Origin of the sequence: Paraburkholderia piptadeniae, from assembly GCF_900007165.1 — a bacterium.
Taxonomy (GTDB): Bacteria; Pseudomonadota; Gammaproteobacteria; order Burkholderiales; family Burkholderiaceae; genus Paraburkholderia; species Paraburkholderia piptadeniae.
On the sequence record NZ_CYGY02000016.1, the window covers coordinates 26,463 to 51,140 of the forward strand.

Consider the following 24,678-nt stretch of genomic DNA (forward strand, 5'->3'; position numbering starts at 1 on the left):
AGACGCGGTAACACCACATGGAGATTTACAAACACACTGGTGGCTGCCCACAACGACGACCTGAAAGCCGCGAGAGCGTGTGGGCTCAAGACTGCGTTTGTTTCGCGTCCGTATGAACACGGTGAATCGCAAACGAAAGACCTCGTTGCAGAAGACGAGTGGGACTTCGTAGCGAGTTCGTTCATCGAACTCGCGGACATTATGCCGGGAGCTAACAAGAGATAACCTCGCCAATCCATGTCACCGGTGCATCCGGTCGGCTTGTTTTGGCTAAACAGTTCAGCGCTTCGAGCATGTCCCCGAGGTGAAGTAGCAGCTCGCGCCTGTCAAACCGGTTGTCCATACGCGGCCAAACGCTCCAAAGTCATCTCGGGGAACGTCGGAGTGGGTGGAAACACCCTCCAGCAGCCGTCGCTGTGACGAAAGAAGAAGAGTGCGAGTTGCTCACCGTCATGCGTAGTCTCAACGCACACATAGCGACTTCCGCCCGAGACGGTACGGCCAAACGCGGTGATTCTCGCGGTCTTGGAAGGGTTAAAACCAAGCCATTTTTCCACTACGAGACGTAAGGATTGCTCTTTGGTATTGGTCATCTCATCCTCTCAGTCCTGTGAGAGGGCGCACCACGTGCACGGCGCCCGTTACCGGTATTCATGCAACGTGCATGCCAGTGTGCTCGCCGCTCAATCCTTGGCGAGGAACGAATGGGTTCGGCGATTTCTCCGCGTGTATCGCAGAAAAGTCAGTGCTCGATTTGCCGATTGGCCAACCTGCTTGCCGCTGTAAAGGCCCGAGGAAGGCGCGATTGCAGGCCATCCATAGCATGGGCGATGGTCAGTTCGAGGTCGGTGGAAGCAGTTTCAGTACGGCCGCCCTGATATGCGGCGTGTCGTTGGGGCGCTCACCGCCCGGGTCATGGTTGAACGCGGTGGTGTTTTCCGCGGCACAAATACACAATCGCCGGCTTTTCACACGAACACAAGGCGGTCCCCAGTAACCGTCGCAGACGGACGGTCTTCGTCAGAGTCCCGACCTGTTCGCCATAACAGCAGCGACTCGCTTCGCTCCATGCAACGATTAGCGTTGTCGCAGCGGGGCGTTCCAGTACATGGACTTCAGGCGGCTTGAAACCGTTCTGCAGCGAGCATTGTGCCGCGGCAGTTCGGCGAGCCGCAGTGGCACCGATACAGGTCTCGAACTTCGTCTGTTCGTGGTCCCTCGATGACGAGCCCGTAATCAATCGTCAGTTCTTCACCGCGTTTGATATCTCTCAGCGTGTAAATAAATACGCGTCCGTCGGAGATGTACGCCTTGCCGTTCGGTTCACAACCGTGATTCATCCAGCGGACGGTGCTGCCTCCGCGTGCTCCGTCAATAACCGTCCCGTCACCGGTATCAAACAGGAACGTGTGTCCAGGGGTCTTGCCGTAACTAGAGGCACCTTGCACGACATCCTGCCAGGATACGCGTGCGCCCTTGTACTCCGAAATCAGCTCTGCTCGACCGATATTCTGATTCGCAAAGACACCCTGTCCATGCACGGACGAAGGTTGCACGATGAATCTGGAAACTGGGGATTTATCAGGCCGCATGTATCACTAATGAACCGGGTCACAACTGTTGCCAGTCTTCGGACCAGGTATTGAAGAAAAGGGCATCGGGCCGTAGTCATTCGTGTCGCGGCTCACAGCCCTCGGTGGCGGGGTGAAGCAGCACAGGCGAAATGTTCAAGACATTTGGCTGGCTGCATGCTGTGCGCCGTCAGGTCCAGTCCAATACTACTACAGGCTCCTTCTTAAGCCTTGCGAAAACCCGCGAACGCAGCAACGGAACCTACGCTATCCAGGCCGGGCGGCTGGATGATTGTGCGCAGTAGGCTCGACATCGGTCGTACGTTCCCGATATGGTTCTGCCGCGCGTCAGGACGTCGAGCCGGGTTGGGGCCAAGGCCACCCCTTCTTCTCGTCGGGCGCATCCCATTCAGCGGGCGGAGCGGCCTCGACCGACACTTCAACCGGACTCGCGTCCTTATCGGCAACGTACGCCGGTTCGTCGGGAGCTCCGCTTTGCATCTCGGGAAGACCGGTCCCAAACCATTCGACCTTCTTCTGCATGTGGGCGACATAGGCCTTCCAGCCGTCGGGATTGCCATCAAAAAGGTCGTGCTGAACCGTCGACGCTAGCGCGGCGCGGTTGAGCTCCGTCTCAAGCAGTTCCTTTGGCCAGAGGAAGAACGCGCTCGCGACGCGTGCGCCGAACTCGGCGACGGTCATTTTCGGTGCAAGCATCCGCAGAAATTTGAACTCCTGCAACGCTTCCTGTTGTGCCGCGAGTTGCGCGACCGGCACGTCCGGCTTCCCTGTTTTGGATAGGCAGTTCAACGCTTCGAGCACGTCTCCGAGGTGAAGCAGCAGCTCCCGTCTATCAAACCGGTCATCCATTGCCTTATCTCCCGTCCGTTGTGTCCATGGTCGATGATACTCGCAGGCTTAAAGGTGAAATTAAGCAACCGTCGGTTCAGAAAAAGCGAGACGGACCTGAACGTCGATGACTGCGTCTTGCCTGCAGCAGCGGACCCCGGTCCTATCGCGGACGAAGCGGGACGAGCTGGTGACGCTCGACGAGAGAACCGACAACCCGCCGGCGCAGCTCCTTCTTGCCAACCGGGGGCTGCGTAAATCGATTGTGTCGGCAGTCTTGATTTACTGCAGCATGTCGACGAGATTTTTGATGCTTACATGCATCTTGGCTCCGTTCGTGAGACTCAACCAGCGTAGCTATCACGGAAGCCGTGTTCGACCTCGTACGGCCAGTGTACCCAATCAACCGCCCAGCCAGTCGGGACGCTTTCGTGTGCAGCATGACCGTGTATGATGGTCCGAGATAGCACCCTCGGTAGGAGAGATGCCCGTGGATGTATCGTTCCTCATCGACCCGATTCACAAGACCGTCACTAGCGTGCAGGACGGCTATGCCCGTGCTGGTGAACTTATTGGCACAGATTTGACGGATACCGGGACGCTTTGGGGTGATTCTGCCGACCCGGATACCTCGGTCCAGGTCATCGTCGCGGACGACAGTCTTGCAAACAACACTATCTCGCGAGGATTTTTCAAGGTCACGCTCGAGCTCGAGAACGTAAGGCTGGAGCGGGTGTTTGCGGGAAAAGCGGTACTCAATGCGTACGGCAGTCCGCGTCCCGACATCAAGGAGCAAGTCAAAACGCTCAAGGCCATGCGCGAGCGCGTCAGTTTTATCAGCGCTGCAGAAGCGTTTCATTGGTTCGAGGAAAACACGGGCGGCTCACCGTTTTCACTGGAGGGCTAAAGCGGGCTTGCGCTCCGCTCCAGGGCGAATTGCCCCAGAGCCGTGCGTGAGCTCGTTCCGCGTGCGTCATCCTTGTTTCGCGTGGCCCTCGACCCGGACCCGATGTTTTTCGAGTGGGCGTGACGTACATCGGTATCGCGTGAAACACCTCAGCGAAATGGCACTTGTGAATCCGGACAGGGTCACGTCGTTGATTGACCACGCCAGCGTGGGATGCCAGAGTTCCTGAGAGTACGGCCATGGGCATGGACAGCGTGTTCACAGTGGCCTTCGAGGCTGTGCGAGATGTGTCGTGGAACGGGCTTCGAGAGCGCAAGCGAAGCACTAGGGGCACCGGCGACACTCGTGCGCTCCAGGCGGACTTATCGTCTACGCCTGAACAGGCCCGTTTGCTGTCGCGACTGATGTCCGAATTTTCGTCGTTTTCGCTGGCGTGAGCGAGGTTCGAGCGCCAACCTTCGAGCTTCATCTGCCTGAGGCGAACTTTCCGACAAATCTCCGTTTTTCCACATCCAGAGGGGCAGAACTGTTACGACAGCCCAGTTACTGATGTCCTGCACGACGACAAAATAGCGGTCGTCCGCTTTGCTGTAGATGAGGCTGCAGCGCCGGTTGGGCCGAGCCTCCCCAAGTGACACGCATCGACCTTCGTCGACCATTTCTCGGACAGCTGTTGCTGATAGCGTAGACCGTTGACTCACCCGTTCCTTTGCGTGTGGTGCAATCCACGACCGTCGAGGACTGGACCGTCTCCTGGAGAAATGAATCGCTGCCTCCTACGCGTTACTGGTGCTCAAGCGGTAGTTGCTACGAGTCAAAACAGCAAGACCGAAGTCGAACGCCATTGCTGCGACGACAGCGCGTTGAACGACTGCGGCGTTGCTTTACCACTTCGCGACCTGAATGACTTCTCCCGTGATGTCCTCGACCAGGCTACGCCTGTACGCCTGAGCCACCGCCGCCGCAGGAACGCCCGCAGACCGGGCCTGACCCATCGCTGCAAGCGTTTCTGAAACCCAGCCCGGACTGACGACGTTGACCCGTGCCTTCCCCCGCAATTCGAGTGCTGCGGACCGGACAAACGCCTCGACGCCTGCATTCACGATGCCCACGACGGCACTTCCTGTGACCGGATGCAGGGAAAGAATGCCGCTGGTAAGCGTCAACGACCCACCTTGGGCAACGTGTCCGACTGAACAGCGGACAACGTTGACCTGCCCCATCAGCTTGTTGGCCAGGCTGAAAGCAAAGTCGTCATCCGAGAGCGATTCGAGCGGCGCGAATTTCGCCGCACCGGCCGCGCAAATCACGGCATCAACGTTTCCAAGTTGCTGGTACATCGACACGATGGACGCCTTGTCGGTGAGGTCCACGGACAGGTCGGGGCCGTTGCGGCTGGCGCCAATGACCTGATGTTCGGGCGAGAGCAGCCGAACGATTTCCTTGCCGAGCAGTCCGGTTGCGCCGACTATCAGCACGCGCATAGTTCCTCCTTATCCGGATAGGTCACACCAGCGCGGGGCGACACATAGCGCGTGGCGTGAAGACGAGCGACTATCGTACTACTGCCCGAGACAACGCGAACGCCGCGAATAGCGCGCGCGTCGTGTTGGTGAAGGGTGACCACCGTGGTATCAGGCGAGCCCGCTGGCTCAGCGTGGCAACAACGAAGAACATCTTGCAGAACCTGTTTTTTGCGTTCGCCTGAAACGCCATCGGTGTACCGGTTGCCGCTGGCGTGTCTTATCCGGTGCTCCGCATCCTGTTGAGTCCGATTATCGCGAGTGCGGCAATGGCGCTGAGTTCCGTGTCGGTCATCGGAAGCGCACTGCGGCTGAGAAGCGTGAGAATATAAGTCACAGGCAGTGCGCCAAAAGCAGACTGTCTGCAGTTGACCACGTCGTAAGCGCCGGCAGCCCAAGCCGCATATGAACCTGGCACCGCGCCATCTTATGCCCACTTCCTTCGCGCGGCGCGTCGCATTTGAGGGGAGACAGATATGGAACTGAAATGCGTTGTCGCCATCGTTAGGCCTGATGTGCTTGAAGTGCTGGAGCGAAAGCTCGCAGCCATTCACGTGCATGGCATCACCGCAACTCATGTGCGAGGGTTTGGCACACATCCGAACCTGTTCGCGAATGACTGGACGACCGAGCCAACGAAAATCGAAATCTTTGCGCGTGCGGAAGACGTGGATGCGCTGGTCACGACAATCATGGACATCGCGCAAGTCGGCGCAGTCGGTGACGGAGTCGTCGCGGTGCTTCCAGTGGAGAAGTTTTTCCGCATTCGCAGCAAATCGGAGGCCACGCCCTAACGTAGCGGTCAAATCTGGCGCGATTCTGCGGTCGTTCGACATGTGGGGAGGACGTATCAGTAAAGCCGCATGGACGGTAAGAGACCGGCGGCGTAGGTCGCGGCTTCGCTGCGCCTGGCGTTAAGTGCGACGCCTTCGGGAGTATTTCGACTCCGCGCATTTGACCGCTGCCACCGCAGAAAGGCCGATGGCTTTCAAGGCGAAGGGCCGATATGGTCAACGGGTTCACGAAGGCGACAAGGCCAAGGTGCGGGTCGAAACTTCAACGGCACGCTGACCATCGTGACACGGCTATGGACACGAAGACGACCATGCTCATGAGGATGAGGCGAAACACATCTTCGGCGCTGCCGGCGCGTTCGCGGCGTTTTGCGGCCTCAGCAACCGTGCCGAATAGCAGAAGCCGAAGCGGCGAATATGGCGTCGCCACCAAGAACGACCAGTGCATAACGGCAGTTGGACCTGTCCAAGCGGCGGTCGCATCGCCGCCTGGCCAAACGAGTTAGCTCGCCGCTCTGTGCGACCACGCGGGTTCAGCGTTCCTTCGAATCATTGCTTTACCGCTTTCGCTGTTTTTGCAGCTTTCTCGACCTCCTCCTCAGCCACTTCGGTCACCTCCGATGCGGCTTTCGTTGCGGCTTCCAGGTTACTTTGCACGACTTCGACTACCTGCTTCGTTGCCTTTTGCACGCCTTCCTGAGTCGTGTTGGCCAGCGTGATAGTTTGTTTCAGAAATGCGATTGCGGCTTCTGAGCCGACCGGGGCGTTTTGCGCGAGATTCTCGACGAACGATTGAACCTGACGGCTGACCTCCCGGTACCGGGCATTGACGACCTCTGCCATTTGCGTTTGTGTGGATGAAGCAATCTCGGCAACCTGGCGTTCGTACGTCAGGACCGTCTCCGCCGAGTGCAGCGCCAGCGCGTCTTGCATTCCAGTAACTTCCTGGTTCTCCTTTTTCGCTAGCCCGTCCTGCACACGTTGATACCAATCGGCAAGCGTCGTCTTCGCCGTATCCAGATTAAGTCTCACGAGCTTTTCCTCGCCCTCCAGCATGCTGCCGGCCAAGCCAAAGAAGAAGTCAAGATTTGCCCGTTGGGCTACAGCAGCTTGTTCCTGAAAATCAGTCATGTTCGCCTCCTGAAGACGTATGTCCAACGTTCAGCATGTTCGGCAACGGTGACCAGGTGATGAAGCGTGTCGTCTGGAAGTCATCGTGTCGGCGTACATTCTCGAGCCTGCCTGTCAGGTGTATTGCTCTCGGCAGCGATTGCCTGTCCGACTTCCTCAGCGTTGGGCTACGCGATGGTACTCGCGGAGCGTCGACAGGCGTAGAGACCGAAAAACCACGAAGACTCCATTACAGGACGGTGACGGTCGGGATACCAATTGAATCGGCCTATCACGGAGCTCTTTGTGAAGAAGCATTGTTTTTCTTCGCAGCGGCCCACAGGATTGGCTTGCGCCCCTCATTGCCATGACGCTGTTACCCCGCAGTCGTCATCGCGATGTGCGACGAAGTCGCAGAACGGTACGTCCCTCTGTTTCCAACAGGTCTGGACCTGCTGGTGGAACTTCCCGGACCCGCTGGCGACAAAAGCGGGTGACGCCAGACAGCGGCGGGGCTTTAAGCAATTGCTCCAACAGATTCTTCCGCGTTTCGATGCACTTGAGCTCACGCCAACGACACGCCTGTCCGGGTGTTAGCGTTCGCCCGCGGGCATCAGCTTTGGTGCAGCGTCATACCTTCGTAGCTTGAAACGCATCTCTGGTGGGGATGAATACGCGGAGCATTGCACGCCATGAATCGACGTCTGAAACTGGATGCGCACCTGGAGAGCACTCTCAAAAACACCGGTTCCAGGCGTGCCTTCGCGGCACGGCTGGACATGACCATCAAGCGTGCAAAGGTCACTTCCAGTCGGGTGGCCAAGTCGCTCGGCGTACCGGAATGCGACGTGACCCTTTGGCGCGCCGGAGTTACCGTTCCGAAAAGTACTGATTGTGAGCGGCTGTCCGAGCTTCTTGGCGTCAACGTCGCGTGGTTATGCGCAAGTGAAGCTTAGGCACAGCATGTCATGGGAGTTCTCATCGGACGCGAGTTCGCTGTTGATTCGGCTTGTCGGGACTCACAGGCGCGTCGGTCGGGGCGCGTGTCGGACCCATGCCGTTGACCGGCACCACGGTCGAAATGGCATGTTTGAATATCAGTTGCACTGTTGAACCAGACTCCAACAGGACTACAAACGGGTCAAAGCCGGCAAGCTGACCACTCAGTCTGATGCCGTTCACGAGGAACACGTTTACGGTGGTCTTGTCCTTTACGAGCGCCTGCAGAAAGTCGTCTTGTACGCTTGGGCGTGCGGTCATGTTCTGAGGTCAATGCGATAGGTCCTTCGATTGTACCTGCGATGCCTGAAGCCGCCAGCCAGTCATTCGAGATAACGCTTTCGCTCGACCCAATGTACTTCGATGAATGTGCGCCGTCTTGTGTTGAGAAGCAAACCGACCTTCAGAGCAGTGCATTCGCGATAGTTTTCGCGTACCAGCCGACGATGCTGTATCTGTGAGTCGTGTGCGGCGTCCCGTTCGATTCAAACGTAGAGCCCGTATCACGTTTGCATTGATTGCTGTCGACGCTGGATGCGCGAGACGACGTCGTAGTGTCGGACGTGCACGCGCTCGCACACGACAAGGGCTGCGACGCTATCCTTCAGTCGTTCATGCAACACTTCTGCAACGGCAGTGTCAGCGCCAATACTACGGACTTTCTGCAATCGCTCTTCCTGTTCACGTCCAAGGCTAAGACCCCGACGTATGCGAGTGTCGCACGACTCGATACCTCGCGAAATAACGGCTAGCAATCGGAGGGATGGCACGACGCGAACGCCACGCGAACCCTCGAGTTCTTCTGCTATCTCAGCACGGGCGTTGCCTGTTGCTTCGTGGGCGTTGGCCGAATCGTAGGTGAGTTCATCAATCAACCGTAACAGCACTGACGGGTCCAGCGGCTTTCGCAACATCGCTGCGACAGGAACACGCGGAACGGTTTCTACGGCAGACATCAAAATCACCGGCACGCTTTTCAGGCACGGAATGGCCCTTATTCTGCGAATCATTTCGGGGCCGTCGATTGCGGGCATCATCACGTCGGAGACAATGACCTCAGGGGTGGCCAAATTGGCGAGGCGCAGGCCTTCAGGACCGTCCCCGGCAAGTGCCACCGTATGACCTGCATCATGCAGCACGACACCCAAGGCATCGCGTATGTTCGAGTCATCATCTACTAATAGTACCCGGCCCATTCCCCGGTTCCTCCCAGCAATGGTCCGGGCCGCATTAACCGTACCCGAGCGCACTGCTCGTATCGGTTATGCCGGTTCGGTTCACACGCTTGTACTGCCCAGCGTACCAGCCGACCCCTCGCTGGACCACGCCGCGTCCGGCTCGGCCAACAGCTGGCGTACGCGCACGACTTCGGCGACCATGGACGCGTCGTGCCTGGCTGCCTGCAGCGCGCTAGAGCACGCAACCGCGCGTCCAACTGCGAACTTGATTTCATAGAGCGAGCGCCTCGCAAAATCTCTTGCGCGGTACGGCGTCGAACTGCGTTTGTTTTAAACGCCTGCAGAACATTTCCATAGTTATACTTACGTATTAGTCCGTAGATGGCGCGGACTCGTGGGCCATTAAATAATACTTATTACATAAAAGCACGGTGGCAGAGCCGCGAAACTTTCGTAATAGGAATGTTGAATGAACGTGCTCGTCGTTGACGACAATGAGTTTGTTGCGGACAGTCTGGCGTTCCTGCTGGACTGCTATGGCCACCATGTTGTCGTGGCCTACGATGGTGAAACCGCGCTCACGCTGCTTCGTACGGGCGCCTTTGAAGTCACTTTCCTTGACGAGAACCTGCCCGACATCAAAGGCAGTGCCGTCGCACTGTCGCTCAAGGAAACGCCGGTTCACCCCGGGCCTTTCCTCGTCTCCATGACGGGGGATGCTGACAGCCAGGGAGACGTTGCGTGGCTCTTCAACGTCTGTCTGCAGAAGCCGTTCTCCTCCAAGGCACTCATGCAGGTCATCGAAGACGTTCCATGCAGCAGCGATGCGATTACTCTCGAGGCTGCCTAGGCGCACAACAAATTGTTGTTGCAGGTGATAGCCTGGTCGGGCGATTACGGGTTCGTGCAAAACCTGGCATGGATGGCAAATCCGAAATGCCGTTGCTTACGACGGCAGCTCGCCAGGATTTGAAACCGGTTAAAGGTTGCATGGCGCACATCTCGTCCCTTGACCATATACACGACAGGCTCAGCGCGTTGTTTATTGTCCTGACGTAAGCCGACGTTGCGGTATCGGACTGATTCGTGCGATGCCCGTCGTGGATGGTATCGGACTGATTCGTGCCTTGCAGGCCCTGGCGCTACCGTCGGGGCCAATTATCCTGACCTCCGAATCCAGAAAGAGACCGCGGCCGCGAATATTCGCTCGTATTTGCAAGCGATTTCCCGCTCCGGTGCAAAACCTCCACGTGCGTGTTCATTGCTACGACTTGCCGACGAAGGCAGTCAATACATGAGCGTCAACGGTGCAGTGCATATGAGAGAGACGACAGGCCAAGCGTATTTTCCGTATTGAAGTGCATATACACGTGACTGATAGGTACGCCACCCTTGCGCTGTCTCAAATATCGTAAACGCGTATGTTCCGTACCAATTTTACTGTGTTAAAGATACCGCTCACGTTCGCCAAACGGTCGGCGACATCTCAAAACAACGGGTCTTGGAAACTATGCCTTCAGGTACTGTCAAGTGGTTCAACGATGCAAAGGGTTTTGGTTTCATCACACCGGATGATGGCGGCGAGGCCCTATTCGCGCACTTCTCTGAAATTCAGGGAAAAGGCTTCAAGTCCCTGCAGGAAAACCAGCGTGTGACCTTTGATATCAAGCAAGGGCCAAAGGGTAAGCAAGCAGCGAATATCCAGCCGCAGTAACCGTTGCCGTTCCTTGCCGCACAGACAAGGCTCTCAGCAAGAAATCTTGCACAGCTGCTGTCTATGGGATAAAGAGTGTGCATATGCATGGGTATTCAAACGAGACCCGTAACAGCGATTTCTCGCCCGGGTTGCTCAACTGGCGGCGCTGGAGGCTAGCACGTGGTCTTGTACTGTATGCGGTCGCAACTATCCGACGCCCCTAGTTCCTGCGCGGCACTCATTCGCCGACGGTACACCGGGATTCAGTTGCCCGTGCCGGACACCCGCGTGTTTACGTGTCGCACGGACGCGCTCGCGGAACGGAATGCCATGAATCTCGACATCACTGGGAGACTCAGATGCGCGATGTGCCATGCATCGAATCTTCTTCATTTCTTGGGCGAAAGACGCTGCGCATGCTGGCGCGCGATGCCAAACACCCCGGCGCCGCGCTCGTGTATTGGCTGGGAATAGCAGAGCCGTCACATGAGGCGAACTTCTTCGAAGCGACGCAAAAATTTGGTTCACTGATGCAGCTCGTTCTGCCCGACGAGCGACCTGGTGTGTTTGTGAACCGGAGTGCCGTTCTCGCCGTCCAGGATTTTGGCGTCGTGAAACGACTGGTTTTCAAGGACAAGTCCTCGCTCGAGGTCCGATACAACGGTCCTTCCAGGGACCTCTGCGACGCGTGAGCAGCAGCACGATGTCTCCTAAGCCTTTGTGCGGTTCATTCCGGTGCTTGCATGGAAAGGTGCTAATCGACAGTAGCCGACTACCCGACCGTGACCAGCGTGTGGACGTGCATTCTTAGATTAGATGTGCCTCTAGTTAATGTCGGTGACCCGTTGGGCGAATGCATTTCATCAGGGGAAACGGTCTGAGTCAGACCTGAATTTTTGGTCTAAAGTTGTTAATCGCTATGCCGCGCAGACTAGGAGGGCATGGCGATAACTCGCCGTGTATTTGAACCTGAAGTACGTTCGCCGGCAGTAAGAACAGACAAATAACTGAGAGAGAGTTTCACTATGGGAAAAATTGCCAGCAGAGGGCTGTCTGGTGATAGTGAGCACAGGCTTGCCTTCAAGGTTGAACTTGCTCGCGGAGTCTCGCATATTGCCAGTACGCTGACACCAGCCAGCACGACCGCCGCAGTGGCAGAAGTTTTGGACCAGTTTATTGTGGACCGCGGAGCCGGAGGCTTCGAAGCATTTCGTCTTCTGCTTGCTGAAGACCTCGAAAACCGAGGATGTTTGCGGGGTGCCGAAGTGGTCAAAATTTATGTACGGAAGCAACGGGTCAAGGATTAACCTCAGTGCAAGTGACATGAACTTCGACTGGTTCTCTCGCCTTGTTGACGGAGTGTCTCGATGCGACGGAAGTACCGGACTAGCCAAATGCTCGCGGTCAAAACACCTGCCAGCTTGAGCGGGATGAAGGTCTCTCGACGAGCTGACTTGGCGTTCGTGCATTCTCGAAGTGTGAGCCTGCTCAGCCTCGCAGCACCTCTTCTTCGAGCTGCTCGACAGTCAGATGACGAACGTCCTGACCTTTGACGACGTAGATAACGAATTCGGCGATGTTCGTGGCATGGTCGCCGATGCGCTCGATGGCCTTGGCGACAAACAGGTAATCAAGGCCGTTAGAGATTGCCCAAGGGGCGTTGTTGAGGTAAACAACGAGCCTGCGCACAAACGCACGAAATTCATTGTCAATGGCTTTGTCGTCACGAGCGATTTGCGCGGCGGCGACGATATCCATTCTTGCGAATGCGTCGAGAGCGTCACGCAGGATGCGCAATGCCATCTCGCCCGAATTTCTCAATTCGATGATGTTGACGACGGACACAACACCGCTTTCGTGAATTCGCCGCAATCGCTTGGCGATTTTTCGCGCTTCGTCGCCGGCGCGCTCAAGATTCGTGACACATTTGGATGTCGCCATGAGCAGGCGCAGGTCACGTGCTGCAGGTTGGCGTCGGGCAATTACGTTGTTGACTTCATCATCAATCTCAACTTCCAGCCGGTTGAGATGCTGCTCCTCCTCGATGACCTGAGAAAAAGTAGACGCGTTGAATGCGTTCAACAACTCGAGAACGAGAGATACCTGCGACTCGACGAGTCCGCCCATCTCAAGCAGTTTCGTCGATAGCTGATTCAGTTCAGCGTCAAACTGACTGGAAAGGTGCTTGTCTGGCATTTCTCGTCCTCAGCCGACCTGAACACGGCCCAACGTCGCCGGGTGAAGTGTACGAGTCGGACTCTATCAATGGCAGAAAGCGTATCCGTCATCGAAAAGTGTATATACAGTATTATCGTAAGCCCGCAGGGTAAGCCGTGCAATGACATCGCGACAGTTGCGTGCGTGGTCCTCGTGCTGCTGGTGAAGGGTCGCCGCTAAAAAACGAAGATGTTCAGAGCCGAGGAATTGGTCGCGCCGCGCGCCGTGTACGTGTGCTGCTGAAGTCTGCTTCGTTTGTGTTCTCGTTCGATATCAGGCGCCAAAGCCGTGACATCCATGTGGCATGCGGTACATCGGATTCGCCGACTCATGTCCGGGTGGATGGGTTTTTCTTCGGTCAAATAGAGCGCGTGAGAATCAAACTGAACGGTTCGGTCACAAGCGGCCTGCACGGCGAGTCCAGCCGATTCAGCCTCCCTCTTCGGAGTCGAAAGCGCCAAGCACGCCAAGAGCTTCAATCCTTTTCGTGCGCGAAGCAGGCGGAAAAAGCCGAGCTTATGGCGACACGAATCCACCAAAAGGTGGTTCACCCTCATAGCGTCTTGACCCGCTTTGAACCCCGTCGGGCCGCAGCGACTTTTTCGGGACAGCAAGGGCACCCGCCGGTTTACGCTCTCCACCGAGTGTGCAAGTATCTTCGCCAGCGCGTATCCCGCACACCTTTGCGAGGTTCAGAATGGCCTGGAAACTCTGGAAAACCGAGAAGCGGCAAGACGAGACGCGAAGCTGGCCAAGCGATACGCACGAGTCGTTAAAGCAGCTTTTGGATATGCACCTGGGCAGCGGCGCGGCACCGTTCGTGAGCTGGGCCGCGCCGGGCATCACATTCACGACCGATGTCGAAACGCTTGCCCGAAACGGAGTTCGGGGATATCAGCTTGCCCTGTGGTTCTGGCTGTTTGCCGAGAAACACGGCACTATCCCGGCAAAAATGGTGCGCGAATCTTTCTGTCTGCTCGCCGACGCAGCACAGCCATCGTCTGGCGACAAGATTGGCGCGCTTTTCGACCTCGAAAACCGCTTGGCGCGTTCTGTCGAGGCCATTTCCGCCGAACAGCGCACCTTCCGACAGGAGGGCTTGTCCGTGGAGCTACCAATGGAGTTCTTTCTGGCCACGGGCTTACTCCGGCTTGCACCGGAGTCTCCTTATGCCGGGAACGACGGCGCCGGCCTGCAGGGCAACGACTACAAGCTGGCCGACTGTTTTCGCCATGCAACCGAGGAGGCGCTGTCGATTTTCCGGCCGATGATAGACGCGGTCGACTTTGATGCAAAAGTGCTGCCCAACTGGAGATGGAGCGCTCGTCCCGGCGCTACCGAGCGACACCTGCAACGACGCCATAACAATCCGCTTTTCCCCCTGCATCGCCAGATGGTGACGGCTCACGAGGTCTATGAGGCACGTCTCGCCGATGCTCAGGCCCTTCAGGACATCAGGAACGAGCTTAATGAGGTTAGCTGCTCGTTCTCCCAGACGACTGAACTGCCGTTAAACTGGCAGTCCTTCCTCGAAGCATATCGGGACCACGTCGACAGACTCGATGAACGTAGCCTCGTCGCTGGCGGACAGAACGCGTCACTCGGTGACGCAATTGCAAGCCTGCGCACCGACATCCTCACGACCTGGCGCGCTTCGATTCACAAGAACCGGCACAGCCTTGCCACCTTGGAGCAGGAAGAAGCGAAACGGGCCGAGCGACGCGCGCTGCTGTATGGATGCGACTGGACCGCTCAGCTTTTAAGCCACGGGTCCCTGATACCGCCAGAAGAGGTCGTTCCTGCCCTGCTGAGCGAGTCCGCCCCTGAGCTGGAGAAGGCGGTGACAGGCCTGCAGGCCGAACCACGGCTGCATGAGATGCTTGCGCAATGTTGTGCCACTGCGCATCGGCTTGTGAACGAACTTCGCGCGGCCGGTCACAATCTTCCCGATATCGGCGACAAGCTTCGGATTCTGGATGGTGCGCCCGGACAGTTGCGGGCCTGATTTCCTTCGTGGTGCGCCATGTCTACTTCGTCTGCATGAGCGCTGACGTCATCCAGCTTCCACTGTACTTATTTGCTATGCGTTCGTGACCTGTTGGCTGTTACCTGTGGGTCGACCGGGGATGCATGAAACACAGCCGAGGCTGTCACTTCAACGCTGAGCGAGCAAGGCAGGCCGTGGCCCGCCGACTGCACGTGCCTGCGTCGTGCGTCGACATCACTGGGCTCATCCCTTCCGGATAAGGAGGACCTATGCGCGTGCTGATGGGGTCAAGCCAGTGCGGAGCGACGCATCGCGCGTGGCGTGAAGACGAACTAATATCGTACTACCCGCTCGCGGCAATGCGAACACCCTCACTTACACGGCGCTGCGCGGCGGACGGGCTAGAATTCTCAGTCGACTCACGTAGAGACAGATGCACGCCATGCCCAGCCACACATCGCTTCACGATGTCCTCACCCTCGCTGAAATCGAGTCGCTCGTTGACCCGAAGACGTTCGCCCGGGGCAAGGCCTATTTCCACGACGGGGCGGTATCGCGGCTCGAGGAGCGGGACGGCGTGCTCCGCGCCAATGTGCGCGGTACACATCGTTATGGCGTTGGGCTTGGTGTGGCGACGACGGCGAACTGACCTACGAATGCAACTGTCCGGTCGGCGACGACGGCATCTTTTGCAAACATGCCGTCGCGGTCGCGCTGTCGTGGCTCGAGAATACCGGGGAGGAAGTGTTTCATTCCGACGAGTCGCAGCCGGCAAAGCCCCGCAGGAAGCGCAAGTCCTATGAAGAACTGATTCGCGAATATGTGGCAACGCTGAGCGAGGACACAGTGCGCGACCTGCTGCTCGAGGCTGTCGAGCGCGACATGACGCTGCGCGACAAACTGCTTTTTGCAGCGCGCGCAGCGGCCGCCAGCGACCTTCCGAGCATGAAGACCGCGGTACGGCAGGCGACATGCGTTACGCGGCCGCTCGACTGGCGCGAGGCCGGCGCGTACGGCGATGGACTGGTGTCACTCGCGGACATGTTGCGCCAGCGGCTTGCCGGCCCCCACGCCGCCCAGGTAGTCGAGCTTGCGGAATTAGCGATTGCCGGCGCCGAAAAAACTCTTGAGCAGATTGATGACTCCGGCGGCGATGTGATGCCCGCCATCATGGAGCTCGCCGTCGTACACCTCGAAGCGTGCGTGCAGACCCGGCCCGACCCGACGAAGCTTGCCGAGCGACTGTTCCGTTGCCAGACCGAAGGCGTATGGGACACGTTCTACGACGTTATGCCGGCTTACGCCGAGGCGCTGGGCGACCAGGGACTTCGCAGATACCGCGAGCTTGTGGAGAACGGCTGGGACGGTCTACCGGCACTGCCACCGGGTAATGACTATCGCAGGTCGTTCGACCCCTTGCGCATGCGACTGGAAACTGCGATGACTTCGCTGGCGGAACTTGACGGCGACGTCGACGCATTGATTCGTATCCGCTCAAAGGACCTGTCTAGTGCCTACCGCTTTCTGCAGGTCGCAGAGCTTTGCGCGAAGCACGAGCGTCATGACGAAGCGCTGGCCTGGGCGGAGCGCGGGCTCGAGGAATGCGGGAGAAACACGGACCAGCGGCTGCTCGACTTCTGCATTCAGGAATACCTGCGTCGCGGCGAGTTCGCAAAGGCCGACGCGAGCGCGTGGCAGCGCTTCGAGATGCGGCCCGTGGCCGAGGCATTTACCGCCTTGATGAACGTCGCCAGAACTACCGGCCTGCATGATGCGACACGCGAACGCGCCCTCAGTTATCTCTGGTCGCTCGTTCGCACTGAGGAGGCTCCCACCAAAGGGAAGCGCAGCTTTTGGCATTCGATGACGCGCACGGAACTGGTCAGAATTTTTCTCGATGGGCGCGACCCCGATATGGCCTGGGTAACGTTCTGCGGCGGCCCGGTTGCGACCCACATGTGGGCAACCATGGCGTCGGTTCGCGCGAAGTCCCATCCCCGCGACGCCATCGCACTGTATCATCGCTTGCTGCCCGTTGCGGCCGAGAGTGGAACACGGAATGCCCGGTATGACGAGGCATTCGGCATTGTGCAGACCGTCTGGAAGTTGCGGGCGCAACTGAATGAGCACATCGAGTTTGCGAGCGAGCTCGAGAGCATTCGTGAAACCTATCGCGCGAAGCGCAACTTCATGAAACTGCTGGCGACGCTGGGATAGCGTGCTTCGGGTTGCGCGGAGAGTGCAGGGTGAATCGAAAGCAATATGCAATTCGACCGCCAACCGTCCCGGGTTTGATAAATGTCGGTCACGCGTCCTTCGCTGACATCACGGGTAGCGGTCCAGTATGGTTCGCGGTTAATACTTATGGACCGGGGTGCCCCCACTTTTCGTCCGCCATCGAAGGCCAGTGGTCCTTGTCGAACCCGGGCTCATCCTTGAGTCGCTGGGCCGGAATGTCTACGACGAAACACCTGTCGATTGCATCCAGGGTCAGCGCGCTCCACGGGACTGCGTGCAGCGTATCACCGATGCCGAGGAATCCCCCGGTCGAGAGGACTGCATAGGCAATCCGTCCGCTTCGCACGTCCAGCATGATGTCGGATATCTTGCCCACGTGTTCGCCATCGGATGACATGACCTTGTTGCCATTGAGCGTGGTCGCTGCCATCACCTCTGGTCCGGGCCCCGCGCTGACAGTGCTGCCAACGATTTTCGCGCCGGTACCGGACGGGGGCATCCGCGGGTCGGGCGTAGTCATCATTTGCTCCGGATGTAGAAAACACGGTGAGTCGCAAGCCGCGTGCCAGATAGGCGAAGAGACGTGAGCGCAATTCACAATCGGAGATACGTCGAACGGGCATGACTTTGACCTGGAGAGAACCCCAACTGGTTGGGACGGCTTCGCGTTCGCCGTAGCGAGCGCGCGACGAATGACAACGTGATGTCACTTACCGCCGGCTGCTTGTGTGAGGCGCTGGCCGCGCAGGCATGCGAAGTGCTATAGCGCTTTTGAGAGCATCGGTGCGCGTTTGCGCTTCGATTTTCTCTCGATAACGTCGCTGCGCCGCAGATGCGGGAGTTTTTGGAGAAAATCATGAGAATCGTGACCACACTGTTGCTCGCTGCCATGGCTCTTCTTGCCGCATGCAACACCATCGCTGGCGCCGGCGAAGACATTTCAAAGGGCGGACAAGCCATCCACCGAGGCGCCGAAGAAGCGAAGTAGCGTACCGATATGCAGTGGGGCGGCTGAAAAGGCCATATGATTCCCAATTTGAGTTCGTCAGCGGGCATCTACGCGCTGATAGTCATATAAGAGTCGAGAAGAACGGGTAACCGGCGAACCGGGCATCCTCCTTCCCGGTACAAACTGGCTCTGAACACAAGGCGCGTTGCGTCAACCAGGCGAAGCGTCAGAGAAGGCGTAACACGTCTGCACGTTTCGGCGCGGCATGTGTATGCTGCTGCGTCACCTGATAGCAGGCCCCTGGCTCGGAATGGACTGTAGCTATTTGCTACCCGCGCGAAGAACATCTGCCAGGTCATCGAGCGACAGCGGCTTGGTGAGATGGCGGTCGAATACCCGTTCGTCCGTCTCAAGCCCACTGACGCCGGTCGTATAGCCCGTCAATGCCACCAGTATCGTCTGCGAGCATTGCGCGCGCAGACGAAGCAACTGCGCAAGCTCAAGGCCATCCATCCCGGGCATGCTGATATCAATCAAGGCAATGTCTGGGGTAAACGACTCCACTATCGAGAGCGCGTCGGGTCCGCTCTGTGCCCGCTTCACCTCGTGCCCCTCCAACTCCAGCAGCGTGCCGAGTGCCGCCGTCGCGTCCGGGTTGTCATCCACGAGAAGGATGCGAACCGGCGGCATCGTATGTGTCGTGGTCACGACCGGCCCTCCCGTGCTTTTGCGGACAATGGGGAGTCGTATGGTTACTTCGGTCCCCTGGCCTTCGCCAGCGCTAGCAATGGTGACCGTGCCATTGTGTGCCGCCACCAGATGCTTCACGACCGCCAGTCCGATGCCAAGTCCACCTTCTGCATGCTTCCGTGCCGATGCGGACTGCGCAAACATATCGAAGACGTGCGGAAGCAACGAAGCCGGAATGCCTGCGCCGTTGTCCCTCACCGTGATGACAGCCTGACGCGGCGACGGACCAGGTGTCGACTCGAGGCTGAGGTCCGGCGCGTCTACCAGCAGGGTGATGTCGCCACCGGGAGGCGTATATTTCACCGCGTTCGACAGCAGGTTCGACAGAACCTGCGTGAGACGGGCGGCATCCGCGTGAACGGTTACCGGATACGGCGGAACAGTGACGTGCAGTCGGTGATGGCCGCTGTTGACGTCGGCCTTCAACGCCGTCACCGCATCGGCAACGACATCCTGGAGCAACCCGTACGAGGGACGGACAGAAAGTTTGCCGTGCCTTATTCTCGAAGCGTCGAGCAGGTCGCTGACGAGTCGTTTCAGCTGCCGTATCTGCCGGTCAGCGATATCCAGAGCCGACAGTACGGCGGGGCTGTCCGCAACCAGCCTTCGCACTATCGTCACGGCACTGTCGATGGGCGCCAGGGGATTGCGCAGTTCGTGACCCAATAGCGCAATGAAGTCGTCTTTGCGTGCCTCAGCGAGTTCAAGCGCGTTTCTTGTCGCTTCGGCTTCCGCTGCACGGGCTTCCGCGTCGGCTTTGGCCCGGGTCATAGTCAGCGTGGCGCAGGTGAAATTCGCAAGGCCGGTCAGGATTCTGCGGTCCTCGGCGTCGAACAGGTGCTTCCTGTCGTGAGACATCACCCACAGCGTGCCCCACGGCTCGGGTTGACCTGGAATCGGCACGACCAGCTCTTCAATAATCTCGGGGGTTATGTGCCCCAGACATGCAAAGTGGCGCTGGGGAAACGAAAAAAGTTGCCCCGCAGCCAGTTCGAGCGTGACGCCACTGGGGCTGTCTTCAGTCGGAGTTGTGGTGCCAACGGCGGCGACGCATTTGCCCGAGACTGCGACCCACCTCAAAACAGGGGTGCCGTCGACGTCGCGTTCCAGCAGGCCGATGCCTGCGCTACCAGCTTCACACAGACCAAGCGCCATGTCTGAGAGCGTCTGCAGCATGGTGCCATCCGAGGACGTCAGTGCCTGCGCCAGTCGATGCATCGACTCGCTTTCAGCAGCAAAATCGGCCGGTCGATGAGGGCGCACGTCAAGCGCCGATGTGACCAGAGTGCCCGCGCGCCGTGCGCGGTCCGCTGCAGAGGGCGCAGACGGTCCGACCATATGGCCTCCAGGTTGTAAATTGTGCAGTGCGCCGCGCGGAGGAAATTGCCATGCTAGATGCATTTTAGGCAATACCCCGGGGACAGAAAGCGGTCGGGCCAGAGCAATTGCTGACGGGCCATCGAGATGGCGAAGTGTTCGCGCTCCGCGGCTCGGCGGTGAAGAAGAGCTGCGACCGAGAAGGCGCCGACGGATATATGGCGGCGAAGGGGCTGCGCCGGTTCTGAGCCGAGCCGCTAAAAGTCGTCCTGCGTCCAATCCGTTCTGCTATCACATCGCCCGCGCGCTTGCGCCGGCCAGCCGTGGACCGCGTCCGTAAGTACGCCCGGCGACGACGGGCGGCAGTGACCGAACGGTCGCCGCCTGGTTACTTGCGCAATGCAGGTGGTGCGTTTTCCCGCATCACCGGCGCAATGCGCCGTCAGGTCGGACAGTGTCGAACGCACCTGACCTGCGGAACCCGCTCTCATTTCCTTGTCGGTAAGTTGCCGACCGTGGCTGCAACATCAATGACCACCGTGTTGGCCACGCGGTCATGCAGAGCCTGCTTCCGTGGATTGAACGGTACCCAGAGGAAGCCAGCTCCGCACGTTGCGAAAGTGAGCAGATAGCCGACAGTGCACAACATAGCTTGCTTTACTGTCATTGGCTGTCCCGTATCGGCGTCGACGACTCGCAGGCGCATCGCGCGCTTTCCCGGTGACGTACCCCACACGGCCCAAAGGACGCCAGTGACCAGTATCGGGATGCACTGGGCCATCATAAGCCAGAGAATGATGGACGAGGCCAAAGCTTCCGGTGCCGTCAGGATGTCATCGGTCGAAGGCCCGAGCGGTATGAAGAGGACGATAACCGTCCACCATATCGAATCAATGAAGAGGGCGCGGGCGCGTTGGGAATAAGTGGCGTAGCGCATCAGAAGCTGAGTGCCTTCGGCGTGGCCGACGGCGCGTGGCAGACCCCGGCACAACGCACCGTAAGCGTTCGGCGAAGCGCTGCGAGTTCTCTTTTGGGCGCGTCATCAAGGAGGCATGGTCGTGTCTTTTCGGCCGCCGAGCAGTCCGGCCACACTGACGTCTCTGTCAAGCCCGTTCCGATGCAGACCTTCGCCGGAGCGCGAGATGTTATTCACGTGAAATCACTTGGCGCATGGTAAGGGAGTTTACGCGCTCTGCGCGCCTGCGTGGCTACATCGCCGGGTGGCGCTGCTGAATGACGGCAGGCGGCTGGCAACTCTATGCTGACATCGTTTGCGCGAAACTGTTCACGACGCTTAAGCGGCACTCGAAAGCGCACACAGAATGTGCAATCTCATCTACGGGTGGCCGAAAAGCCGAAGGTAACAATAAAAATAGATGGCCCGCGCCTGTCGGGTCATTCACTGAAAACGAGGCGAGCGTCCAGACCTGTTAGACAGGCTTGATATTTGCGGCCTGTTTGCCCTTGGGGCCCATCTTCACGTCGAAGCTGACCTTCTGGTTCTCCTGCAGCGACTTGAAGCCCTCGGTCTTGATTTCTGAGAAGTGGGCGAACAGGTCTTCACCACCATCGTCCGGGGTGATGAAACCGAAGCCCTTTGCGTCGTTGAACCACTTCACTGTGCCAGTTGCCATTTTGAATCCTGTAAATGTTGAGAGTCGCATTCGCGATTGTGGAATCGCACGGCGCGACCCGCCGCGACGGACGACTTTGTACCACGCCGAGATGAAACCTGCCAATCAGCATGTTCACGGGTAACGCATGACTTGCTGCATCACGGTCGCCGCAATTTGGCAACCCATGAAGGTGGGGTCGTTGCGGGCAGTTCTGCGCAAGATAGACATGGCTGCCAGCAAACGGTCCATCTGATTACAAAGTCCCAATGCCTGCAGTTCGCGACGGTATTGCCGCGACGCAATGACGATTCAATGGGAGTCCGCAGGAATTGCGGAACTCCCGTTTGATGGTGAGGCTAGCATTGGATTTCAGGCAGCAGCACTACTTCGAGCAGCAGTTCTGAGGAGGTGTTCCCATGACAACTTGTGGCTCGCGCGCTGGCCGACAACAATTGGAGCAGGAGGCGCTGATGATGCTTGCGGAATATCTCGAGTTGCCCCTTCGCAAGGGAGGGAGCCTCATCATGATGCAACAATGCGATGATGTCTGCGGAATGTATGTAGGTAATGTCGCGGCAGGGCAGGCCGACCTGGCTTTCTGTGGAACGGTCGCAGGGACAATTGCCGACGGAATTCTTCGGCTGACAAAGGTCGGACGAAACCGGGTCGAAATTGCGGGGCGTCAGTACTACTTCATTCGAAGCTTCACGCACTTTGAGGACCGGGGCGCGGTGGTACTCGCGCCTGCATAGGCTTCGGAAAAGCAGGCCGGATGCATACCCGGGCGCTTATTGTGGAGCAGCGGCAGCCTGGCGGCGGGCCAAGATGCATCGTAATCATGTTCGACAGGGCGGCAATATGGCAGTGGATTTGAGTTCGGGTAACGGAACACAACAGCAGACGCCGGCGTCGCTGCTGACCCTGGCCGAGTATCTCGAACTCGCGCTCGATATGGGCGGAAGTCTCATTATGATGAGACCCCGTGCCCAGACGTGTGTGATGTACATCGGAGACCCGGCTGGGTCGCACGACGATTTGCGCAGCTTTGGGACGATTGAGGCAGTACTGGCTGATGAGATTCTCCGTTTGACACACGCGGGAATCAACTTTCTGGAAATTGATGGGCCGCCATATCGCTTTGTCCGAAGCTTCAGGCACATCGATAGCCGTGGCGCTATTGTGTTTGCTTCAGCGTAGCGCTCTTGATTCCGCCGGATGCTATGTCGTTCCGGGGGCTCACGAACGGCCTGTGCAGGCGGTCCGCAGAGCGTGGCATTGGGGACCCTGATTATGCTGGAGGCCTACTCAGGGCGCTCCGGAGGAGCGCCGCCAACCCCTAAAAAGAGTCCCATCCAATAGATGGCTTTAATGTCTTAATGAACTCTTCGAACTATGAGGAAGTTAAAGACATCTTTAGCGAAACGGACTTATATCCCGTTCGCGAGGACGTTTTAGATATGTCCTGTGACGAAGCATGAAACTTTTATCAGCCCGTCTTCTTCTCGATGCCCTTAACCGGCGGCCGAAGTTATCCACCGATGCCATGTGCATGAAGAGTTGTGCACCGAAACAGTGGATGACCCTGTGGATAGTCTCATTGTCAATCAGTCCAAGCCCATGATTCGTATGAAGAGAGGCATGCGTAGCATAGGGTCGGCTTTTTGCGACTCGCTCGGCCGGTGTGGCCGTCAAAGCGCCGGCAGGACGTTGCACGGAAGGTTGGTCACGTACCAAGGCGCAACCCGTATGAAGGGTTATGCACGAAAACAGTGGATGAGCCTGTGGATAGTCTCATTGGCAATCAGCACGAGCCCACGATTCGTATGAAGGGAGGCATGCGCTGCATGGAGTCGGCTTTGCGTCTCGCTCAGCCGGCGTGACCCCGCGAAAGCGCCGGCAGGTGGCTGCACGGGACGTCATCGGATATACGGCCGGTCCACGGATTGGGTGGGATGGCCATGACACTCAGCCATGGCTGTCGACCCACGCGCGAGCCCACTCGAGGCCGATAAGCTGTGCCTCCTCCCCCGAGCTGGCAAGCCCCAGAATCCCGGATGCCTCGACAAGCTTCCCGCCCCTCGTGACGGTGCCGCTGGCAGCGTATTGCTGGCGCTCGAACGTGTCGACCTGCTCCAGGATTGCGTGTCCCCAGAGGACGTAGTCCCTGTACTTTTCGGACTGCATCAGCGCTCGACCTCGACGCGTGGCTGTCTGTCATTGACACGAAGAACGTTGCCTTCAGGCGTAATTTGTCGCGGGATATCATCAAAAGTCAAAGCCGGCCGGCTTGTTTGGCTCGCGGTCGAGCGCCTGGAGATAGCCGGAACCGGCGCCGTCGCAACAACGTGTCGACGCAATCGATGGTGCGGAACGTGGGCAGCCGTTCTTCGATGAGGTGGCGTATTGCGGGCAGTCTGCACAGGACGTATCCCTACCACGCCGCGCGCCTCCGGCGGATTCCAAACTTCGACGTATCGCTCGCCGGCAATCGAAGGTGACACCACCGCGAACGCAAGCAGGCCACCACAAATCATTGCTTTCACTTATCGATTCTCCGACCTTGTTCCCTGCAGCCATATGGAACAGCTGATTGCCTGCCTGGCCAACGCAACTTCCGTCGCAACCGGCGCAGAAATGTCTGTCGCGAATGGCTTCGGTGACGCGCTACGCGACGCCAGAGGGCGCCGCCGTGCCAACGCTCCGACCATTCTCGCACGCGTAAAACGTCGGCTCCCTCGATTTTCCACCACGGATGGCCTTATTGATGACGTCGTCCCCGAAAGCGTCGCGCAGCGACCGGACGAACTCGGCGATTTCAGGCATCGGATGGGTGGACGGCTTGCGGACGCGGGCATCCATTTCGGTCTCTGGCAGTTGGGTGACGTCTATGATACTGTATATTTATAAGGGCTATCCACTTAGCACCACCTGAGAGAAAATGTCGGTGTGAGCGAATTCCAGCCTACCCCGACCGCCG

General features: G+C 58.3%; 28 protein-coding genes and 1 pseudogene. 15 read left to right on the plus strand and 14 right to left on the minus strand.

The window, feature by feature from the left end; translation table 11 throughout:
- Nucleotides 1-326: 326 nt before the first annotated feature.
- The 3 genes from BN2476_RS07320 to BN2476_RS07330 form a co-directional block, all read right to left on the minus strand.
- Nucleotides 327-593, minus strand: a complete 267-nt coding sequence (locus tag BN2476_RS07320; RefSeq protein ID WP_087733498.1) for a hypothetical protein — start codon at nt 591-593, stop codon at nt 327-329.
- Nucleotides 594-1,115: 522 nt separating this feature from the next.
- Nucleotides 1,116-1,556 carry an SET domain-containing protein gene (locus tag BN2476_RS07325; protein ID WP_235850751.1) on the minus strand — a complete coding sequence of 147 codons (441 nt, stop codon included), beginning with the start codon at nt 1,554-1,556 and terminating at the stop codon, nt 1,116-1,118.
- 363 nt (nt 1,557-1,919) lie between these two features.
- Nucleotides 1,920-2,441, minus strand: coding sequence for a hypothetical protein (locus BN2476_RS07330; protein WP_087733500.1), 522 nt, complete (start codon nt 2,439-2,441; stop codon nt 1,920-1,922).
- Between the two features lie 463 nt (nt 2,442-2,904).
- Here BN2476_RS07330 and BN2476_RS07335 point away from each other — a divergent pair, with 463 nt between their 5' ends.
- Nucleotides 2,905-3,327 (plus strand): hypothetical protein, encoded by a 423-nt coding sequence (locus BN2476_RS07335; protein ID WP_235850752.1) that lies wholly within the window; start codon nt 2,905-2,907, stop codon nt 3,325-3,327.
- A gap of 884 nt (nt 3,328-4,211) precedes the next feature.
- On the opposite strand, the gene BN2476_RS07340 is transcribed toward BN2476_RS07335, so the two are convergent.
- Nucleotides 4,212-4,811, minus strand: coding sequence for a short chain dehydrogenase (locus tag BN2476_RS07340; protein WP_087733501.1), 600 nt, complete (start codon nt 4,809-4,811; stop codon nt 4,212-4,214).
- A 101-nt stretch (nt 4,812-4,912) separates the two neighbouring features.
- Between BN2476_RS07340 and BN2476_RS07345 the strand changes: the two are divergent.
- Nucleotides 4,913-5,182 (plus strand): annotated as a pseudogene (locus BN2476_RS07345) (copper-transporting ATPase); the annotation flags it as partial.
- A gap of 144 nt (nt 5,183-5,326) precedes the next feature.
- The gene (locus BN2476_RS07350) at nt 5,327-5,644 is read left to right on the plus strand and encodes a P-II family nitrogen regulator (RefSeq protein WP_087733502.1); all 318 of its coding nucleotides are present in this window, start codon (nt 5,327-5,329) and stop codon (nt 5,642-5,644) included.
- Between the two features lie 549 nt (nt 5,645-6,193).
- Here the strand turns inward: BN2476_RS07350 and phaP are convergent.
- The gene (gene phaP / locus BN2476_RS07360) at nt 6,194-6,775 is read right to left on the minus strand and encodes a TIGR01841 family phasin (protein WP_087733521.1); all 582 of its coding nucleotides are present in this window, start codon (nt 6,773-6,775) and stop codon (nt 6,194-6,196) included.
- Nucleotides 6,776-7,446: 671 nt separating this feature from the next.
- Between phaP and BN2476_RS07365 the strand changes: the two genes are divergently transcribed.
- Nucleotides 7,447-7,710, plus strand: a complete 264-nt coding sequence (locus BN2476_RS07365) for a helix-turn-helix domain-containing protein (RefSeq protein ID WP_087733504.1) — start codon at nt 7,447-7,449, stop codon at nt 7,708-7,710.
- 22 nt (nt 7,711-7,732) lie between these two features.
- On the opposite strand, the gene hfq is transcribed toward BN2476_RS07365, so the two are convergent.
- Together hfq and BN2476_RS07375 are read right to left on the minus strand one after the other, a co-directional pair.
- Nucleotides 7,733-8,014: an RNA chaperone Hfq gene (hfq, locus tag BN2476_RS07370; RefSeq protein WP_087733505.1), complete on the minus strand. Its 282-nt coding sequence runs from the start codon at nt 8,012-8,014 to the stop codon at nt 7,733-7,735.
- Nucleotides 8,015-8,256: 242 nt separating this feature from the next.
- On the minus strand, nt 8,257-8,949 hold the full coding sequence (locus tag BN2476_RS07375; RefSeq protein ID WP_087733506.1) for a response regulator: 693 nt from the start codon (nt 8,947-8,949) through the stop codon (nt 8,257-8,259).
- 451 nt (nt 8,950-9,400) lie between these two features.
- Between BN2476_RS07375 and BN2476_RS07380 the strand changes: the two genes are divergently transcribed.
- The 4 genes from BN2476_RS07380 (at nt 9,401) to BN2476_RS07395 (ending at nt 11,934) form a co-directional block, all read left to right on the plus strand.
- Nucleotides 9,401-9,781: a response regulator gene (locus BN2476_RS07380; protein ID WP_087733507.1), complete on the plus strand. Its 381-nt coding sequence runs from the start codon at nt 9,401-9,403 to the stop codon at nt 9,779-9,781.
- Between the two features lie 660 nt (nt 9,782-10,441).
- Nucleotides 10,442-10,645, plus strand: a complete 204-nt coding sequence (locus tag BN2476_RS07385; protein ID WP_087733522.1) for a cold-shock protein — start codon at nt 10,442-10,444, stop codon at nt 10,643-10,645.
- A gap of 341 nt (nt 10,646-10,986) precedes the next feature.
- Nucleotides 10,987-11,319: a hypothetical protein gene (locus BN2476_RS07390; protein ID WP_087733508.1), complete on the plus strand. Its 333-nt coding sequence runs from the start codon at nt 10,987-10,989 to the stop codon at nt 11,317-11,319.
- A 333-nt stretch (nt 11,320-11,652) separates the two neighbouring features.
- A complete protein-coding gene (locus tag BN2476_RS07395; RefSeq protein WP_087733509.1) occupies nt 11,653-11,934 on the plus strand; it encodes a hypothetical protein in 282 nt (93 codons plus the stop codon).
- 181 nt (nt 11,935-12,115) lie between these two features.
- Here BN2476_RS07395 and phoU read toward each other — a convergent pair whose 3' ends face one another.
- A complete protein-coding gene (phoU, locus tag BN2476_RS07400; RefSeq protein ID WP_087733510.1) occupies nt 12,116-12,823 on the minus strand; it encodes a phosphate signaling complex protein PhoU in 708 nt (235 codons plus the stop codon).
- A 718-nt stretch (nt 12,824-13,541) separates the two neighbouring features.
- Between phoU and BN2476_RS07410 the strand changes: the two genes are divergently transcribed.
- The 3 genes from BN2476_RS07410 to BN2476_RS07415 all read left to right on the plus strand — a co-directional run bounded on the left by BN2476_RS07410 (nt 13,542) and on the right by BN2476_RS07415 (nt 17,048).
- Nucleotides 13,542-14,849: a tryptophan leader peptide gene (locus tag BN2476_RS07410; protein WP_087733512.1), complete on the plus strand. Its 1,308-nt coding sequence runs from the start codon at nt 13,542-13,544 to the stop codon at nt 14,847-14,849.
- A gap of 424 nt (nt 14,850-15,273) precedes the next feature.
- A complete protein-coding gene (locus BN2476_RS49645) occupies nt 15,274-15,480 on the plus strand; it encodes an SWIM zinc finger family protein (RefSeq protein WP_369122642.1) in 207 nt (68 codons plus the stop codon).
- A gap of 95 nt (nt 15,481-15,575) precedes the next feature.
- Nucleotides 15,576-17,048: a DUF6880 family protein gene (locus BN2476_RS07415; protein ID WP_369122643.1), complete on the plus strand. Its 1,473-nt coding sequence runs from the start codon at nt 15,576-15,578 to the stop codon at nt 17,046-17,048.
- Between the two features lie 145 nt (nt 17,049-17,193).
- Here BN2476_RS07415 and BN2476_RS07420 read toward each other — a convergent pair whose 3' ends face one another.
- On the minus strand, nt 17,194-17,589 hold the full coding sequence (locus BN2476_RS07420) for a PRC-barrel domain-containing protein (protein ID WP_438942865.1): 396 nt from the start codon (nt 17,587-17,589) through the stop codon (nt 17,194-17,196).
- A gap of 336 nt (nt 17,590-17,925) precedes the next feature.
- On the opposite strand from BN2476_RS07420, the gene BN2476_RS07425 reads away from it, so the two are divergent.
- Nucleotides 17,926-18,057, plus strand: coding sequence for an entericidin A/B family lipoprotein (locus BN2476_RS07425; protein WP_087733523.1), 132 nt, complete (start codon nt 17,926-17,928; stop codon nt 18,055-18,057).
- Nucleotides 18,058-18,339: 282 nt separating this feature from the next.
- On the opposite strand, the gene BN2476_RS07430 is transcribed toward BN2476_RS07425, so the two are convergent.
- The 3 genes from BN2476_RS07430 to BN2476_RS07440 all read right to left on the minus strand — a co-directional run bounded on the left by BN2476_RS07430 (nt 18,340) and on the right by BN2476_RS07440 (nt 21,719).
- The gene (locus BN2476_RS07430; RefSeq protein WP_087733513.1) at nt 18,340-20,106 is read right to left on the minus strand and encodes a hybrid sensor histidine kinase/response regulator; all 1,767 of its coding nucleotides are present in this window, start codon (nt 20,104-20,106) and stop codon (nt 18,340-18,342) included.
- A 466-nt stretch (nt 20,107-20,572) separates the two neighbouring features.
- Nucleotides 20,573-21,022, minus strand: coding sequence for an RDD family protein (locus tag BN2476_RS07435; protein ID WP_087733524.1), 450 nt, complete (start codon nt 21,020-21,022; stop codon nt 20,573-20,575).
- 493 nt (nt 21,023-21,515) lie between these two features.
- Nucleotides 21,516-21,719, minus strand: a complete 204-nt coding sequence (locus BN2476_RS07440; protein WP_012406518.1) for a cold-shock protein — start codon at nt 21,717-21,719, stop codon at nt 21,516-21,518.
- A 398-nt stretch (nt 21,720-22,117) separates the two neighbouring features.
- Between BN2476_RS07440 and BN2476_RS07445 the strand changes: the two genes are divergently transcribed.
- Complete coding sequence (locus BN2476_RS07445) at nt 22,118-22,453, plus strand: hypothetical protein (RefSeq protein ID WP_087733514.1); 336 nt, start codon at nt 22,118-22,120, stop codon at nt 22,451-22,453.
- 73 nt (nt 22,454-22,526) lie between these two features.
- The gene (locus tag BN2476_RS07450) at nt 22,527-22,898 is read left to right on the plus strand and encodes a hypothetical protein (protein WP_235850753.1); all 372 of its coding nucleotides are present in this window, start codon (nt 22,527-22,529) and stop codon (nt 22,896-22,898) included.
- A gap of 768 nt (nt 22,899-23,666) precedes the next feature.
- Here the strand turns inward: BN2476_RS07450 and BN2476_RS07455 are convergent.
- On the minus strand, nt 23,667-23,885 hold the full coding sequence (locus tag BN2476_RS07455) for a hypothetical protein (RefSeq protein ID WP_087733516.1): 219 nt from the start codon (nt 23,883-23,885) through the stop codon (nt 23,667-23,669).
- On the minus strand, nt 23,885-24,235 hold the full coding sequence (locus BN2476_RS07460; RefSeq protein WP_087733517.1) for a hypothetical protein: 351 nt from the start codon (nt 24,233-24,235) through the stop codon (nt 23,885-23,887). The genes BN2476_RS07455 and BN2476_RS07460 overlap by 1 nt, the downstream gene beginning before the upstream one ends.
- A gap of 43 nt (nt 24,236-24,278) precedes the next feature.
- Here BN2476_RS07460 and BN2476_RS47430 point away from each other — a divergent pair, with 43 nt between their 5' ends.
- Complete coding sequence (locus BN2476_RS47430; protein ID WP_160111684.1) at nt 24,279-24,608, plus strand: hypothetical protein; 330 nt, start codon at nt 24,279-24,281, stop codon at nt 24,606-24,608.
- The last annotated feature ends 70 nt before the right edge of the window (nt 24,609-24,678 follow it).

Excerpts from the sequence above, each read along its gene's own strand:
- BN2476_RS07320 (WP_087733498.1), bottom strand. The coding sequence starts at position 593 with ATGACCAATACCAAAGAGCAATCCTTACGTCTCGTAGTGGAAAAATGG.
- BN2476_RS07330 (WP_087733500.1), bottom strand. The coding sequence starts at position 2,441 with ATGGATGACCGGTTTGATAGACGGGAGCTGCTGCTTCACCTCGGAGAC.
- BN2476_RS07335 (WP_235850752.1), top strand. The coding sequence starts at position 2,905 with ATGCCCGTGGATGTATCGTTCCTCATCGACCCGATTCACAAGACCGTC.
- BN2476_RS07340 (WP_087733501.1), bottom strand. The coding sequence starts at position 4,811 with ATGCGCGTGCTGATAGTCGGCGCAACCGGACTGCTCGGCAAGGAAATC.
- BN2476_RS07350 (WP_087733502.1), top strand. The coding sequence starts at position 5,327 with ATGGAACTGAAATGCGTTGTCGCCATCGTTAGGCCTGATGTGCTTGAA.
- phaP (WP_087733521.1), bottom strand. The coding sequence starts at position 6,775 with ATGACTGATTTTCAGGAACAAGCTGCTGTAGCCCAACGGGCAAATCTT.
- BN2476_RS07365 (WP_087733504.1), top strand. The coding sequence starts at position 7,447 with ATGAATCGACGTCTGAAACTGGATGCGCACCTGGAGAGCACTCTCAAA.
- hfq (WP_087733505.1), bottom strand. The coding sequence starts at position 8,014 with ATGACCGCACGCCCAAGCGTACAAGACGACTTTCTGCAGGCGCTCGTA.
- BN2476_RS07375 (WP_087733506.1), bottom strand. The coding sequence starts at position 8,949 with ATGGGCCGGGTACTATTAGTAGATGATGACTCGAACATACGCGATGCC.
- BN2476_RS07380 (WP_087733507.1), top strand. The coding sequence starts at position 9,401 with ATGAACGTGCTCGTCGTTGACGACAATGAGTTTGTTGCGGACAGTCTG.
- BN2476_RS07385 (WP_087733522.1), top strand. The coding sequence starts at position 10,442 with ATGCCTTCAGGTACTGTCAAGTGGTTCAACGATGCAAAGGGTTTTGGT.
- BN2476_RS07390 (WP_087733508.1), top strand. The coding sequence starts at position 10,987 with ATGCGCGATGTGCCATGCATCGAATCTTCTTCATTTCTTGGGCGAAAG.
- BN2476_RS07395 (WP_087733509.1), top strand. The coding sequence starts at position 11,653 with ATGGGAAAAATTGCCAGCAGAGGGCTGTCTGGTGATAGTGAGCACAGG.
- phoU (WP_087733510.1), bottom strand. The coding sequence starts at position 12,823 with ATGCCAGACAAGCACCTTTCCAGTCAGTTTGACGCTGAACTGAATCAG.
- BN2476_RS07410 (WP_087733512.1), top strand. The coding sequence starts at position 13,542 with ATGGCCTGGAAACTCTGGAAAACCGAGAAGCGGCAAGACGAGACGCGA.
- BN2476_RS49645 (WP_369122642.1), top strand. The coding sequence starts at position 15,274 with ATGCCCAGCCACACATCGCTTCACGATGTCCTCACCCTCGCTGAAATC.
- BN2476_RS07420 (WP_438942865.1), bottom strand. The coding sequence starts at position 17,589 with ATGACTACGCCCGACCCGCGGATGCCCCCGTCCGGTACCGGCGCGAAA.
- BN2476_RS07425 (WP_087733523.1), top strand. The coding sequence starts at position 17,926 with ATGAGAATCGTGACCACACTGTTGCTCGCTGCCATGGCTCTTCTTGCC.
- BN2476_RS07430 (WP_087733513.1), bottom strand. The coding sequence starts at position 20,106 with ATGGTCGGACCGTCTGCGCCCTCTGCAGCGGACCGCGCACGGCGCGCG.
- BN2476_RS07435 (WP_087733524.1), bottom strand. The coding sequence starts at position 21,022 with ATGCGCTACGCCACTTATTCCCAACGCGCCCGCGCCCTCTTCATTGAT.
- BN2476_RS07440 (WP_012406518.1), bottom strand. The coding sequence starts at position 21,719 with ATGGCAACTGGCACAGTGAAGTGGTTCAACGACGCAAAGGGCTTCGGT.
- BN2476_RS07445 (WP_087733514.1), top strand. The coding sequence starts at position 22,118 with ATGACAACTTGTGGCTCGCGCGCTGGCCGACAACAATTGGAGCAGGAG.
- BN2476_RS07450 (WP_235850753.1), top strand. The coding sequence starts at position 22,527 with ATGCATCGTAATCATGTTCGACAGGGCGGCAATATGGCAGTGGATTTG.
- BN2476_RS07455 (WP_087733516.1), bottom strand. The coding sequence starts at position 23,885 with ATGCAGTCCGAAAAGTACAGGGACTACGTCCTCTGGGGACACGCAATC.
- BN2476_RS07460 (WP_087733517.1), bottom strand. The coding sequence starts at position 24,235 with ATGATTTGTGGTGGCCTGCTTGCGTTCGCGGTGGTGTCACCTTCGATT.
- BN2476_RS47430 (WP_160111684.1), top strand. The coding sequence starts at position 24,279 with ATGGAACAGCTGATTGCCTGCCTGGCCAACGCAACTTCCGTCGCAACC.